The sequence below is a fragment of the Streptomyces iranensis genome, from assembly GCF_017874715.1.
Lineage (GTDB): Bacteria > Actinomycetota > Actinomycetes > Streptomycetales > Streptomycetaceae > Streptomyces > Streptomyces iranensis.
Genome location: NZ_JAGGLR010000008.1, coordinates 128,487 through 142,434, shown reverse-complemented (window position 1 = coordinate 142,434; position 13,948 = coordinate 128,487). Strand labels below are relative to the sequence as shown.

General features: G+C 72.7%; 8 protein-coding genes. 2 read left to right on the top strand and 6 right to left on the bottom strand.

Annotation, left to right across the window (positions count from 1 at the left end):
* Positions 1-33 precede the first annotated feature (33 nt).
* Positions 34-1,464, top strand: coding sequence for a glycosyltransferase 87 family protein (locus tag J2Z30_RS16065; RefSeq protein WP_044571423.1), 1,431 nt, complete (start codon positions 34-36; stop codon positions 1,462-1,464).
* Here J2Z30_RS16065 and J2Z30_RS16060 read toward each other — a convergent pair.
* The 3 genes from J2Z30_RS16060 to J2Z30_RS16050 form a co-directional block, all read right to left on the bottom strand.
* Positions 1,449-2,573: an ADP-ribosylglycohydrolase family protein gene (locus tag J2Z30_RS16060; protein ID WP_044571425.1), complete on the bottom strand. Its 1,125-nt coding sequence runs from the start codon at positions 2,571-2,573 to the stop codon at positions 1,449-1,451. The two genes, J2Z30_RS16065 and J2Z30_RS16060, sit on opposite strands and share 16 nt — an antisense overlap.
* Before the next feature lie 182 nt (positions 2,574-2,755).
* Positions 2,756-5,785, bottom strand: coding sequence for a tetratricopeptide repeat protein (locus J2Z30_RS16055; protein ID WP_052701426.1), 3,030 nt, complete (start codon positions 5,783-5,785; stop codon positions 2,756-2,758).
* A gap of 68 nt (positions 5,786-5,853) precedes the next feature.
* Positions 5,854-8,466, bottom strand: a complete 2,613-nt coding sequence (locus J2Z30_RS16050) for a bifunctional FO biosynthesis protein CofGH (protein WP_044571434.1) — start codon at positions 8,464-8,466, stop codon at positions 5,854-5,856.
* Between the two features lie 323 nt (positions 8,467-8,789).
* Between J2Z30_RS16050 and J2Z30_RS16045 the strand changes: the two genes are divergently transcribed.
* Positions 8,790-10,313, top strand: coding sequence for a CehA/McbA family metallohydrolase (locus tag J2Z30_RS16045; RefSeq protein WP_209468692.1), 1,524 nt, complete (start codon positions 8,790-8,792; stop codon positions 10,311-10,313).
* Between the two features lie 46 nt (positions 10,314-10,359).
* Here the strand turns inward: J2Z30_RS16045 and J2Z30_RS16040 are convergent, their stop codons facing one another.
* From J2Z30_RS16040 to J2Z30_RS16025, 3 genes are all read right to left on the bottom strand, one after another.
* Positions 10,360-11,019 (bottom strand): O-methyltransferase, encoded by a 660-nt coding sequence (locus J2Z30_RS16040; protein WP_044571437.1) that lies wholly within the window; start codon positions 11,017-11,019, stop codon positions 10,360-10,362.
* A gap of 89 nt (positions 11,020-11,108) precedes the next feature.
* Positions 11,109-11,906 (bottom strand): SDR family oxidoreductase, encoded by a 798-nt coding sequence (locus J2Z30_RS16035; RefSeq protein ID WP_044571440.1) that lies wholly within the window; start codon positions 11,904-11,906, stop codon positions 11,109-11,111.
* Positions 11,907-12,105: 199 nt separating this feature from the next.
* Entirely contained in the window at positions 12,106-13,848 is a 1,743-nt protein-coding gene (locus J2Z30_RS16025; RefSeq protein WP_044571443.1) for an N-acyl-D-amino-acid deacylase family protein, read from the bottom strand.
* Between the last annotated feature and the right edge of the window lie 100 nt (positions 13,849-13,948).

The following is a 13,948-nucleotide window of genomic DNA, read 5'->3' as shown; positions in this document are numbered from 1 at the left end:
GAGCCGCCGTCCTCAGGGACCTCTGGAGCCCCCGTGACCGCCACCCGGACGCTCGCCGACTCCCGTATCCACCGGGCCCGCGCCCTCGTACCGCGCCGACCGGTCCTGTGCGCCGCGGTCTTCTGTCTGCTCTCCTTCACCGGGTTCTGGATCGCGCAGCGGGCCGCCCAGGTGTCGATGGTCGATCTGCTGGTCTACCGCGCCGAGGGACGGACCGTACGCGATGCGATGGATCTGTATGACATGCGGGCGACCGAGCACAATCTCCCCAATACCTATCCGCCGTTCGCGGCGCTGCTCTTCACCCCGCTGACCGTGATGAGCACGGGCGTCCTGCGGACCTTCGGGACGGCCGTCGATCTCGCCCTGATGGTCGCCGTGGCCCATCTGTCGCTGCGGCTGATCCGACTGCCCGCGCGGGTGCCGCGACCGGCCGCCGTCCTGGCCCTGGCCGCCGTCGGGGTGTGGTGCGAGCCGGTATGGACGACCCTGCGCTACGGGCAGATCAATCTGCTGGTCACGGCGCTGGTGCTGTGGGATCTGACCCGCCGGGCGGGCCACCGCTGGGCGGGGGTCGGGACGGGCATCGCCACCGGGATCAAGCTCACCCCGGGGCTCTTCGTGGTCTTCCTCGGGCTCGCCGGACTCTTCCTCGGCCTCCGGCGGCTGCGGGCGGCCGGGGCGGCCCGCAGGCGCGCCGGGCCCGGGAGCGGCCCGCCGCCACGGCGCTTCCCGAACGACCATCTGCGGCGCGCGGCCGTCGCGACCGCCGCCTTCGTCCTTACGGTCGCTTTCTCGGCCCTGGCGCTGCCGCACGACTCCCGGCGCTTCTGGACCGAGGTCGTCTTCGCGACCGACCGCCCCGGCGACGTCGAGGGCGCGGGCAACCAGAACCTCAAGGGCGCCCTCGCCCGTGTGCTGCACACCCCCGACCCCGGCATGTGGTGGCTCGCGGCGGCCGCGCTGGTCGGCTTGGTGGGCCTGGCCACGGCGGTGGCCGCCCAGCTGACCGACGACAGCCGCCTGCCGAACGCCCGTGCCTGGGCCGCCCTGACCTGCGCGGTGACCGCCCTCATGGTCAGCCCGGTCTCCTGGTCGCACCACTGGGTGTGGGCCGTCCCGATGGTCCTGCTGCTCGCGGTGGAGGCGGGGCGGCGGCGCACCGCGGGCTGGACGGCCTGGACGGTGGTGACCGGGCTGCTGTTCTGCTCCTTCATGGTCTGGTACGCGCCCCACAGCCGGCCGGCCCGGGTGGAGCTCCACCAGAACCCGGCCCAGATGCTGCTGACCGCCGTCTATCCGCTGATCGGCGCCGCCTTCCTGGGCGTGGCCGCGTATCTGACCGTGCGCGCCGTAAGGCGTCCATGGCGTCCCTGGCGTCCCTGGGATGGGATCGGGGCCCTGGGGCGGCAGCGGACGGATGCGGCGCGGCGGCGGCCGGAGCGGACCTACGCGCGCGGGTAGCGGGTGAGCCAGGCCGGGGAGGAGCTGCCGGGGCCGTGCAGGGCCGGGCCCTGGGTCATCTCCATGGCGAAGTCGTCGGCCAGCTCCAGGATCGTGCCGCGCCCCTCGATCTCCGCCAGCCAGGCGGGCGGCAGCGCCGTCTCGCCGTGCAGCGCGCCCAGCAGATTGCCGCAGATGGCCGCCGTGGAGTCGCTGTCCCCGCCGTGGTTGACCGCGAGCAGCAGCCCATGGTGGACGTCCTCGGCGACCAGCGCGCAGTACAGGCCCATCGCCAGCGCCTCCTCACCGGTCCAGCCCTCGCCGAGCGAGGCGACGCGGTCGGGGGTCGGCAGGCCCTGCCGTACGGCGCCGAGGGCGTGCCGCAGCGCGTTCGTGGTCTCCTCGTGGCCGGGGCGGGTGGCCAGATGGGCGAGGGCGCGCTGGACGGCTCCGTCGAGCGCCTCGCCGCGCGCCAGGCCGTGCACGATGAGGGCGAAGGCACCGGCCGAGAGGTAGCCGGTGGGGTGGCCGTGGGTCTGGGCCGCGCACTCGATGGCCAGTTGGAAGACCAACTGCGGCTCCCAGCCCACCAGCAGTCCGAAGGGCGCGGAGCGCATCACGGCGCCGCACCCCTTGGAGTCGGGGTTCTTGGGCCGCTCCAGGGTGCCCATGGTCTCGTCGGCGAGCCCGGTGATACAGGCCCGGCCCGGGGACCGCTGGGCGTACAGCCACTCCTCGCGGGCCAGCCAGCCGGCGTCCTTACGGCGCTCATCGGGGCCCCAGTCGCGCTGGGTGGAGTACCAGCGACGGTGGGCGGAGTGGATGTCGGTGGGCGGGTGCCAGGCCCCGGTGTCGCGGCGCACCTGCGCCCGTATCAGTCCATCCACGGTGAACAGCGTCATCTGGGTGTCGTCGGTGACCCGTCCGCGGCCGCCATAGGCGGGCAGGAAGTCCGTCACGCCCTCGGGTCCGTGTGCCGCCCTGATCTCGTCCAGGGAGGCGAACTCCACGGCCGCCCCCAGCGCGTCGCCGATGGCCCCGCCGAGCAGACAGCCGCGCACCCGGCTGCGGAAGTCCTGCTGTTCGGCGCGGCCCCATACGCCGGTCGCTGCGCTGGCGGTTGCGGTCACGACCTATGCCTCTTTTCTTCGCTGCGTGAATGGCCCTGAACGGTCTTCGAACTGTAATGGACACCTAATGATCGCCTCTTGGCCGCCGCGGATTGTGAAGGCGTCATCACGGAGAAGACGACGGACGGTCGCATTCCGAGAATGCGAATTCCCTCACCGAATGTCGGCCGTGCGCCGAGTTCTTAACGAGAGCCGCCGTCCGGGCCGCCGGGCGCCAGGCCCGCGCGGAGTTCGGCGAGCGGCGCGCGCAGGGCGGCGAGCAGGGCGGGGTCGGCCCCGGGACACAGGGCGAGGTCGTCCAGGGCGCGTATGACGTCGTCGACGATCTGCCAGTACGGCCGGGTGGCGGTCAGCTCCGCCATCAAGCGCTCCGCCCCGGCCCCGTCCCCGAGAGCGGATCTGCTGATGATCGGAGCGGCCACTCCGGCCTGCGGGTCCCACTGGTCGCCGTGCTCCTCCAGCAGCGCCTCGAAGGCGGTCCACCGCTCTCGCGCCCCGTCGAGACCGGCCGTGTGGCTCACCAGCATCGCGTGCGCGAAGGCGACGTCGAGGTCATGGTCGTCCAGGGCCGCCGCCCGTTCGATGTCCGTCGCGGCTTCGGCGTACCGGCCCGCCAGGAGGTGGCACCTGGCCCTGGACTCCAGCGCGAGCAGGCCGTCGGGGCCGAGCCCGAGCGCCCGGTCCAGATCGGCGAGGGCGGCCTCGTCGTCGCCCAGCCGCAGCCGCAGGGCACCCCGGTTCGCCAGCACCCACGCGTCGTCGGGAGAGGCGGAGGCGGCGGCGTCGAAGTCCGCCAGGGCTTCGCCGAGCAGACCGATGTGCTCATGCGTCTGCCCTCGGCGGACCAGCGCGAACACATACGACGGCTCGATCTCGATGGCCCGCCCGAAGTCCGCCAGCGCCTCCTGGAAGCGGTCCGTCATCCGGTATGCCTCACCGCGCTCGGCGAGCACGCCCTGGTCCTCGGGGTGGGACGCCAGGTACCGGTCGGCCGCGTCGATCGCCTCCTCGTAACGGTCCAGATTGCGAAGGGCGTGGACGCGCCCGAACGCGGCGTAGTCGGCACCGAGTTCGAGGGCCCGTTCACAGTCCGCGAGCGCCTCCTCGTCCCGCCCCAGAAAGCGGTAGGTCCTGGCCCGCTCCGCGTAGATCCAGGACCATTCGGGAGTGATCTCCACCGCCCGCCCGAAATCCGCCAGCGCTTTCTCGTAGTCCTCCATGGCGTGGTGGACCTGAGCGCGGGTCCCCACGGTCCATGCGCTCTCGTGCAGGTCGAAGGAGCGATTGAGGTCGGTCAGGCTTTCCTCGTACCGGCCGAGCAGGCGATACGTCTCGCCGCGCCGGGCGAGCGGCCAGGGAAAGTCGGGATCCAGTGCCACGGCGCGGTCGAAGCTCTCCAGCGCCTGCTCGTAAAGCTCCCTGTCGAGGTGCACACTCCCCCGGGCGGCAAGAGCACGCACACAGTCGGCGTCCAGCTCCAGCGCTCGCTCCGCGTCCGCCAGCGCCCCTTCCAGCTCGTTCATGTCCGCGCGGACCATGCCGCGGAGCCCGAGCGCCATGGCCACGGCCCGTTCGTCCGACCCGACCTCATCCAGCAGCCGCGTCGCGTTGTCGACCAGGTCGCTCCTCGTGGACTCCGCGAGAAGCCGGTCGCCCCAGGCGGCCACGGACCCGCTGCCGGAATCCCGGCCCGCCTCCACGAGCATCTGCCTCCAGCGGTGCTCCCACGACGCCGACGCGTGATCGATATACGCGCACACATACGCGCGCAGCTCCTCACGCAGGGTTTCCTCCGGAGTCGCGCACAGCCGGTGGTAGGCCTCCTCGAGCCGATAGTCCAGCCACCGCTCGTGCTCCCACTTCTCGTCTCCCTCCAGCGTCTCCTCGATCTGCCGCTGCCACCGCGCGAAGGCATCGGCCAGCCGGAGGTGACGCGCGCGCCACGCCTGCGGGGACTGTTTGCGCTGGAGCCGCAGCATGGCCGTGCGGACGACCTGGTGGTAGCGGCAGCGGCCGGAACCGTCGCCCACGAACGGAAGCGAGCGGAGCCAGCCGTAGAGCTCGGCCCTCTCGTCCCCCACCGCGGCCGCGAAGACGTCCTCGTCCAGGCGCCGGGGCAGGGCCGCGGCCAGGGCGACCGAGCGGTGGGTCTCGTCGCTCACCCATTTCAGGAAGCGCTCCACGGCGGTGCCGGAGGGGTCCCCCACGGCCTCGGGGGTCGTGGGCCGCGCCTCGGCCAGCATGGACACCAGCACCGGCAGCCCTCCGGTGAGCCGGAGGACGACCTCGATCACCTGCTCGTCGTCCACGCCCTTGGCCGTCAGGAGCTGCCGGGCCTCCGCCTCCGTGAACGGGACCAGGGGGAGGTCCACGACGAGGTCGGCGTAGTCGGCCCAGCAGCGCGGGGCGAGCATGCCCTGTCCCGCCAGGGTCACCACCGCGTTGGCCGGGAGCGAGCCATAGCGGCCCTCGAACATCACATCGCGCAGCCACAGGTCGAGCAGCGGGCCGGTGCGCTCATAGGTGTCGAAGAACCACACCATCCAGGGCACGGAGGCGGCCACCTCGCCGACGTCCTTGAGGAACGCGGGGGTGAGCGCGTCCAGGGGCGAGATCACCAGGTCGACATCGTCATGGCTGCGCAGGCGGGCGCTGAGCTTGGCCCGCGCGCGGTCGGCGGCCTGTGCGATCCGGTCCGGTTCCGCCACCCCGGCGAACGCCCCGACGCCCGGCACCATGCCGAGCCCGGCCAGCCCCGCCCGGACGGCGAACGCGCTCGACGCCGACGGCTGGGGGCCGCCCGCCGCGCCCTCCGGCGGCGGCTGCGGCGCGGCGGGCTGCTGCGCCGCCGCATCGGCCTCGTGGCGCCGCTGCCGGTAGGTCGCCAGCAGCTTGTCGAAGGACTTCAGCGGATGGCCCGCTTGCGCGAACTGGGCGCTGATGGCCGCCATCACTTCGGGGACGCTGTGCACGGACTCGTCCACCGAGGCGGTGAGCGCCCGGTGCTCCCGCGCGGTGTTCTCGAGCTGCCGCAGCAGCGTCGTCTTGCCCACCCCGGCGTCGCCGCGCACATGGAACAGGAAGTGGTGCGCGGCGTCCTCGGGCGGCACGGTGAAGTTCTCCCGGAACGCGGCCATCTCCTGCCGCCGCCCCACGAACCGGCGCCGCTGCCGGATCAGCTCCCGGATCGTCGGACGCTGCGCTGCTGCCATGGGTGCCCCTTCCCCCGCTTCCCAGAGCAGCGTATCCGCGCGGCGCGCCCGCGAACCGTGCGCCGGGGTCAGTCCCCCAGCACCGGGAGCAGCTCCGGCAGATGACCGTCCGAGGCGAGGGCGGCGGCCTGCCGGTCCTCGGGGACGGGGCCGTAGGTGGTGGTGCGGGCGCGGGCCGGGCGGCCGGCCAGCTCGGCGATGCCCACCAGGTCCTGGATGGAGCGGTAGGAGCCGTAGGAGGAGCCCGCCATACGGGAGATGGTCTCCTCCATAAGGGTGCCGCCCAGGTCGTTGGCGCCGGAGCGGAGCATCTCGGCGGCGCCCTCCGTGCCCAGCTTCACCCAGCTGGTCTGGATGTTGGGGATGTGGGGGTGGAGCAGGATCCGCGCCATGGCCGTGACGGCGCGGTTGTCGCGGGTGGTGGGACCGGGGCGGGCGATACCGGCGAGGTAGACGGGGGCGTTGGTGTGGATGAAGGGGAGGGTGACGAATTCGGTGAAGCCGCCCGTCTCCTGCTGGATCTCGGCGAGCAGCCGCAGATGGGCCAGCCAGTGGCGGGGCTGGTCCACATGGCCGTACATCATCGTGGACGAGGACCGGATGCCCAGCTCATGCGCCGTCTTGACGACCTCGACCCAGGTGGCCGTCGGCAGCTTGCCCTTGGTGAGGATCCAGCGCACCTCGTCGTCCAGGATCTCGGCCGCCGTGCCGGGGATGGTGTCCAGGCCCGCCTCGCGCGCCGCCGTCAGCCATTCGCGGATGGACATGCCCGTACGGGTCGCGCCGTTGACGACCTCCATCGGGGAGAAGGCGTGGACATGCATGCCGGGCACGCGCTCCTTGACGGCACGTGCGATGTCGAAGTACGCGGTGCCGGGCAGGTCCGGGTGGATCCCGCCCTGCATGCAGACCTCCACCGCGCCCACGTCCCACGCCTGCTGGGCGCGGTCGGCGACCTGGTTCAGGGACAGGGTGTAGGCGTCCGCGTCGGTGCGGCGCTGGGCGAAGGCGCAGAAGCGGCAGCCGGTGTAGCAGACATTGGTGAAGTTGATGTTCCTGGTGACGATGTACGTGACGTCGTCGCCGACGGTCGACCGGCGCAGATCGTCGGCGATGCGGCACAGGGCGTCCAGCGCCGGGCCCTCGGCGTGGAGCAGGGCCAGCGCCTCGGGGTCGGTCAGCCGGGTCGGGTCGGCGGCGGCCTGGGCCAGCGCGGTCTTGACGTCGGTGTCGATGCGGGACGGTGCCATACCGGGGGCGGCGGCCTCGCGCAGCGCCTCCCAGTCGCCGTAGACCTCGTCGAAGTCCTTACGGCGGTCACCGGTGCGCCCCTCGGTGTCGATGGCACGGTGCAGATCGGTGCGGCCGGAGGCGCTGAACGCCTCGTCAGGCTCCTGCCAGGGCAGCCCGGTGGGGACCGCGCCCTCGCGGGCCAGACCGGTCCCGGGGTCGGCGAGGGCGGTCACATGCGGCAGCAGCCGGGGGTCCAGCCAGGGCTCACCGCGCTGGACGTACTCGGGATAGACCGCGAGCCGTTCGCGCAGCCGGAAGCCGGCGGCCGCGGAGCGCTCGGCCAGCTCGTCCACCTGGGGCCAGGGGCGCTCGGGGTTGACGTGGTCCGGGGTGAGCGGGGAGACGCCGCCCCAGTCGTCGATACCGGCCCCGATCAGCTGCTCGTACTCCGCGTCCACCAGGTTGGGCGGCGCCTGGATACAGGCGGACGGGCCCAGGATGTGGCGGGCGACGGCGACGGTGGCCACCAGGTCGTCCAGCTCGGCGTCCGGCATCCCGCGCATGGCGGTGTCCGGCTTGGCGCGGAAGTTCTGGACGATGACTTCCTGGATGCCGTGGTACGAGCGGGAGACGCGGCGCAGCGCGAACAGTGAATCCGCCCGCTCCTCATGCGTCTCGCCGATCCCGATCAGCAGCCCGCTGGTGAACGGGACGGAGCTGCGCCCGGCGTCCTCCAGCACCCGCAGCCGCACCGCCGGCTCCTTGTCGGGCGAGCCGTAGTGCGGGCCGCCGGGCTCGCTCCACAGCCGCTCGGCGGTGGTCTCCAGCATCATGCCCATGGAGGGCGCGACCGGCTTGAGCCGCTGGAAGTCGGTCCAGGTCAGCGCGCCGGGGTTGAGGTGGGGCAGCAGACCCGTCTCCTCCAGGATGCGGATCGCCATGGCCCGTACGTACGCGATGGTGTCGTCGTACCCCTCGGCCTCCAGCCATTCGCGCGCCTCGGGCCAGCGGTCCTCGGGACGGTCGCCGAGCGTGATCAGCGCTTCCTTGCAGCCCATCTCGGCGCCCCGGCGGGCGATGTCCAGGACCTCGTCGGGCGACATGAACATCCCATGACCCGACCGTCGCAGCTTGCCGGGGACGGTCGCGAAGGTGCAGTAGTGACACTTGTCCCGGCACAGCCGGGTGAGCGGGATGAAGACGCTGCGCGAGTAGGTGATGACCCCGGGCCGGCCGGCCGCCTCCAGACCCGCGTCGCGGACCCGGGCGGCGGAGGCCATCAGCTCCCGCAGGTCGTCACCGCGCGCCTGGAGCAGCACCGCCGCCTCGGCGGTGTCCAGCGCCACGCCGTCGCGGGCGCGCTTGAGCGCACGGCGCATAGCGTTGGCTGTGGGGGCGGCGGAGCCAGTCGGGGCACCCGGTTCGTTTCCCTGCGCGCTCGTGGTCATCCTCCGAGCATACGAGCGGTGCGGGACACCGCCAGATGGCTCGGGCCTGCGGTTTTGTGGATCTGATCACGGCCGCCGCGGGCCGTGGGCGGGAATACGGCGCGGTGGAACGTGCGGGCTACACCCACTGGGCGCCGACGGCCGTCGCCCGGACCGGACTTGGCGGGAGCGCGGATCGCCGGGTGGGGGCGGCGGGCCGGGGCGGGGCCGTCCGTTCCCTCTCCGCCATGGAGTTATCCACAGGGCTTTCCGTGCGTGTCACCCACGCGTACAACGGTGTCACGCGGGTGTCGGACGGCACTCTCGACTCTGGGGGGCACCTCATGCAGCGACGCGATGTACTCAGGCTCTCCGCGCTTGCGGGCGCGGCGGGTGTGCTGACACTCGATCCCATGACCTTCACCCAGGCCGACGCGGCGGGCACGGCCGACGGTCCTGAGCAGACCAGAACCCTCAGCGGCCATCTGCCCACCGGCGCACCCGACTTCGTCTACGTACCGGTCGAGGTACCGCGCGGAGTGCGCGAGATCGCCGTGTCGTACTCGTACGACAAGCCGACCGTCCCGGCCGGCACGCAGGGCAACGCCTGCGACATCGGCATCTTCGACGAACGCGGCACGGAGCTGGGCGGCCGCGGCTTCCGCGGCTGGTCCGGCGGGGCCCGTACGGAGTTCGCCATCAGCGCCGAGGAGGCCACCCCCGGCTATCTGGCGGGGCCGGTGAAGGCGGGCACCTGGCATGTCGTGCTGGGGCCGTACACGGTCGCCCCGCAGGGCCTGGACTACAAGATCACCGTCACACTGCGGTACGGCGCGCCCGGCACCACCCCCGAGCAGGGGGCATACCCGCCGCAGCGCGCGAAGGGCCGGGGCCGCGCCTGGTACCGGGGCGACTCGCATCTGCACACCGTGCACTCCGACGGCAAGCGCACCCCGGCCGAGGTGGTCGCCGCCGCCCGTGCCGCGGGGCTGGACTTCATCACCACCACCGAGCACAACACCATCTCGTCGCATACCGCGTTCGAGGGTCTGTGGGGCGATGACCTGCTGATCCTCACCGGCGAGGAGATCACCACGCGCAACGGCCACGTGGTCGCCCTCGGCACCGACCCCGGCGTCTTCATCGACTGGCGCTACCGCGCCCGGGACAACCGCTTCGGCCAGTTCGCCCGCAAGGTCCGGCAGGCCGGCGGCCTGGTGATCCCGGCCCATCCGCACGGCACCTGTGTCGGCTGCAACTGGAAGTTCGGCTTCAACGAGGCCGACGCGGTCGAGGTGTGGAACGCGGACTTCACCCCGGACGACGAGATCACGATCTCCGAGTGGGACAACACGCTGGTGGCCGCCTCCCGTGGCGACGGCCGCTGGCTGCCCGCCGTCGGCCACAGCGACGCCCACCGCGAACCCCAGGTCGTCGGCCTGCCGCAGACGGTGGTGCTCGCCGACGACCTCTCCCGCACCGCCCTCCAGGAGGGCATCCGGGCCGGCCGCAGCTGGATCGCGGAGTCCTCCAAGATCGACCTCACCTTCGAGGCGGTCGGCGGACGCGGCAAGCACGCCGGAATCGGCGAGCGTCTGAAGGTCGGCGGCGCGGCGGAGGTCACGGTCCGCCTGAAGGTCTCCGGCGTGGGCTCGGGCTGCTCGGTGCGGTTCATCACCGACCAGGGCCAGCTCTACGGAACGCCGGTCCCCGACTCCGGCGAGCTCAGCGCCGAATGGCGTACGACGGCGTCCTACGCGGCGTACGTCCGCGCCGAGGTCCGCCGGGCCCCGGCGGACGGCGGGGCGTCGGGCATACCGGGCCCGATGGCGGCGATGACGAACCCGATCTGGCTGGGCGAGCGCTGACGGCTCCCCCGACCGCGCGGCGCGGCGGGCGGTGCGGCGGGCGGCGTCAGAGGCGGCAGCTGATCTCCATGCCGTCCTCGATGGGGAAGCTGACGTTCTGGTAGCCGTTCGCCGGGTCGCGTACGTAGTCGAGGTACGGCCGCATGGGGCCCTCAAGCTGGTCGATGTCGTCGGCCACCACGAGGGCGCCGGGCCGCAGGACCGGTTCAAGCGTCCGCAGCACGGGCAGGCACAGGTCCTTCCAGCCGTCGAGCAGCACCAGCTCCAGGGGGCCCTCGAGGTCGGCGAGGGTCTCCCGGGCGTCCCCCTCCAGCACGGTGATCAGGTCGTCAAGACCGGTCTCGGTGAAGGTGCGGCGGGCCGCGGCGATCTTCTCCTTGCTCATTTCCGTGGTGACGACGCGCCCGGTGCCGTTGTCCCGCACGGCGGCGGCCAGATGGAGCGTGGAGATCCCGTAGGACATGCCGAACTCGACCACCGTGGCCGGGCGGATGGCCCGCACCAGGTTGTAGAGCAGCTTCCCGCCATCGGCGGAGATGGGCATATAGATCCCGGCCGCGGCGTCGGCGAGTTCCTGCGGGGCCATCGTTTCCAGCGCGCCGGGCGGCAGCTGCGTCTGAGCGGTCTCGTCCTGCTCGGCCAGCTTGAACATGCGGCTGATGGCGGTCTCGACCCGGGGGTCGGCAAGGGTGTGAGTGAGTGTCATGGGGGCTAGCGTAGACGCCACGTTGCGTCTCGTCTAGCGAATACGGAGCTGCCCCGGCCGAGGAACAGGGGGTCGGTCGTGTTGTCCTGTCATTCGACGCGGCGTGCCGCGCGGACGCGGCGGCCGCCGTCGACCACCAGGTCCGCGCCGGTGATCCAGGACGCCTCGTCCGAGACCAGCCAGCGGACCGCGCGCGCCACGTCCTCCGGTTCGCCGATACGGGCCAGCGGGAGCGTCGCGGCGATCTCCTGTTCGCCGGGCTCCCAGACGAAGCGGGCCATCTCGGTGCGGACCAGGCCCGGGGAGACGGCGTTGACGCGGACGGCGGGGGCCAGTTCTCCGGCGAGCTGGCGGGTGAGGCGGAGGAGGGCCGTCTTGGTGGTGCCGTAGGCGCCGACGTCCGGGCCGACGCCGTGGGTGCCCTCGGTGCAGATGTTGACGACCGCCCCGCCGTGGTCGCGCATCCAGGCCCGCCAGGCCGCCTGGGCCAGCCGCAGCGGGGCCTCCACGTTGACCGTGAAGGCCGTGCGCCAGGCGAGTGGGTCCACGGCCATCAGCGGGCCGAACGGGGCGTTGGTGGCGGCGTTGTTGACCAGGATGTCGAGGCGGCCGAACTCGGCCAGGGTGCGGGCCACGGCCGCCGACAGATGGGCCGGGTCGGCCACGTCCCCCGGGCAGCCGACGGCGCGCGGGCCGAGGCGGCGTACGGCGTCGGCCAGCCCCCTCGGCTCCCGCGCCGTGACGCACACCGCCGCGCCGTCCGCCGTCAGCGCCTGCGCCACGGCGAGCCCGATGCCCCGTGAACCACCTGTGACCAGGGCGGCCCGGCCGGCCAGTCCGGTGGGTCCGGTTGTGCCCGTGGATCCGGTAGGGCCCGTGCGGCCCATGGGGTCCGCACAACCCGCACAACCCGTGCGGCCCATGGGAGCCGTAGGGCCCGTGGGAGCCGTACAGCCCGTGGGAACCGTACAGCCCGTGGGAGCCGTACAGCCCGTGGAGTCCGTGCAGCCCGTGGGGTCCGTGCGGCTGGCGGATCTGTCGTGCTCATCACGCCCGCCGCCCCCGGCCGCCGCGTGCGTCACCGCCTCAGCCCCTCGTGCTCACCGTCTCCGTGTCGCGGCCCGACCGCAGCACCTTTCCCGGCACCGCGCCGGTGATCTCGTCGTCCCGGATGGTCTCCGTGCCGCCCACCCGGACGCTCACGATCCCCGTCGCGCGCGAGTCCAGCCGGGGGCTCTCGCCGGGCAGGTCGTGGACCAGCCGCGCCTGGCCCGCGTCGATCCGGTCGGGGTCGAAGAGGACCAGGTCGGCGTGGTAGCCCTCGGCGATGCGGCCGCGCTCGCGCAGCCCGAGCAGCCGCGCCGGATCGTCCGTCAGCATCCGCACCGCCCGCTCCAGGCCGACCAGCTTCCGTCCGCGCAGACAGTCGCCGATGAACCGGGTGGTGTACGGGGCCCCGCACATCCGGTCCAGATGGGCCCCGGCGTCGGAGCCGCCCAGCATGACGTCCTCGTGCTCCCAGGTCTGCTGTCGCAAGCGCCAGCTGGCCGGGTCGTTGTCGGTCGGCATCGGCCACAGCACCGTACGCATCTCATCCGTCGCGCAGATCTCCACCAGGCAGTGGAACGCCTCCTGCCCGCGCTCGGCGGCGATATCGCGGACGACGCGCCCGGTCAGCCCGGCGTTGGCCTCGCTGTAGGTGTCGCCGATGACATAGCGGCCGAAGTGGGTGAGCCGCCGGAAGACCCCGGCCTCGGGGCTGCCGGCGCGGCGCAGCATCTCCTCCCGGACGGCCGGGTCGCGGAGGGTCGCGATCCGTTCCGGGATGGGCAGCCCCAGGATGTCGCCCCAGCCCGGGATGAGGTTGAGCGCGCAGAAGGTGCCCAGCGACATGTTCATGGGGGTGAGGATCGGCATTGTGAGGGCGACGATCCTGCCGCCCGCCTTACGGGCGCGTTCGCTGGCCTGGAGCTGGCGCGGCACCCGCTCGGGGACGGCCGCGTCGATGGTCAGCACGTTCCAGTTGAGCGGGCGGCCGGCGGCCGCGCTCATGTCCACCAGCAGTTCGATCTCCTCGTCGGCGAACTGGTCGAGACAGCCCGCCACGATCGCCTCGATCTGCGTCCCCTCGTGGTCGCCGACGGCCCGGGAGAGCGCCAGGAGTTCCCCGGGCCGGGCGTGGCGGGAGGCGACCGGCTGCCCGTCCCCGTCCGAGTGGGTGGAGGACTGGGTGGTGGACAGCCCCCACGCCCCCGCGTCCATCGCCTCGTGGAAGAGCCGCAGCATCTCCTCCAGCTGCGCGGGGCTGGGCTGTCCGCCGATCGCGTCCTCGCCCATCACATGGCGGCGCAGTGCGCAGTGCCCCACCATGAAGCCCGCGTTGACGGCGATCCGGCCCTCCAGCGCGTCCAGGTATTCGCCGAAGCCGTGCCAGTTCCAGGGCGCGCCCTGCTCCAGCGCCACCAGCGACATGCCCTCGACCCGGCTCATCATCCGCCGGGTGTAGTCGGCGTCGCCGGGCCGGTCGGGGTTGAGCGGGGCGAGGGTGAAACCACAGTTGCCGCCGGCCACGGTGGTCACGCCGTGGTTCATGGACGGGGTGGCGTACGGATCCCAGAACAGCTGGGCGTCGTAGTGGGTGTGCGGGTCGACGAATCCGGGCGCGAGGACGAGCCCGGTGGCGTCCTCGGTGGACCGGGCCGGTTCGGTGACGGCCCCGGGCTCGGCGATGGCCACGATCCGGCCGTCCCGGATGCCGACGTCGGCGACGTACGAGGGCGCGCCGGTGCCGTCCGCCACGGTGGCGCCCTTGATCAGGTGGTCGAGCACGGGTTCAGGTCCCTTCTCGCGGCTGCGGCCGGCGTCTGCGGCTACTGGGGCAAGGCCTGTGCGGCTACTGGGGCAAGGCCTGTGCGATTACTGGGTGACG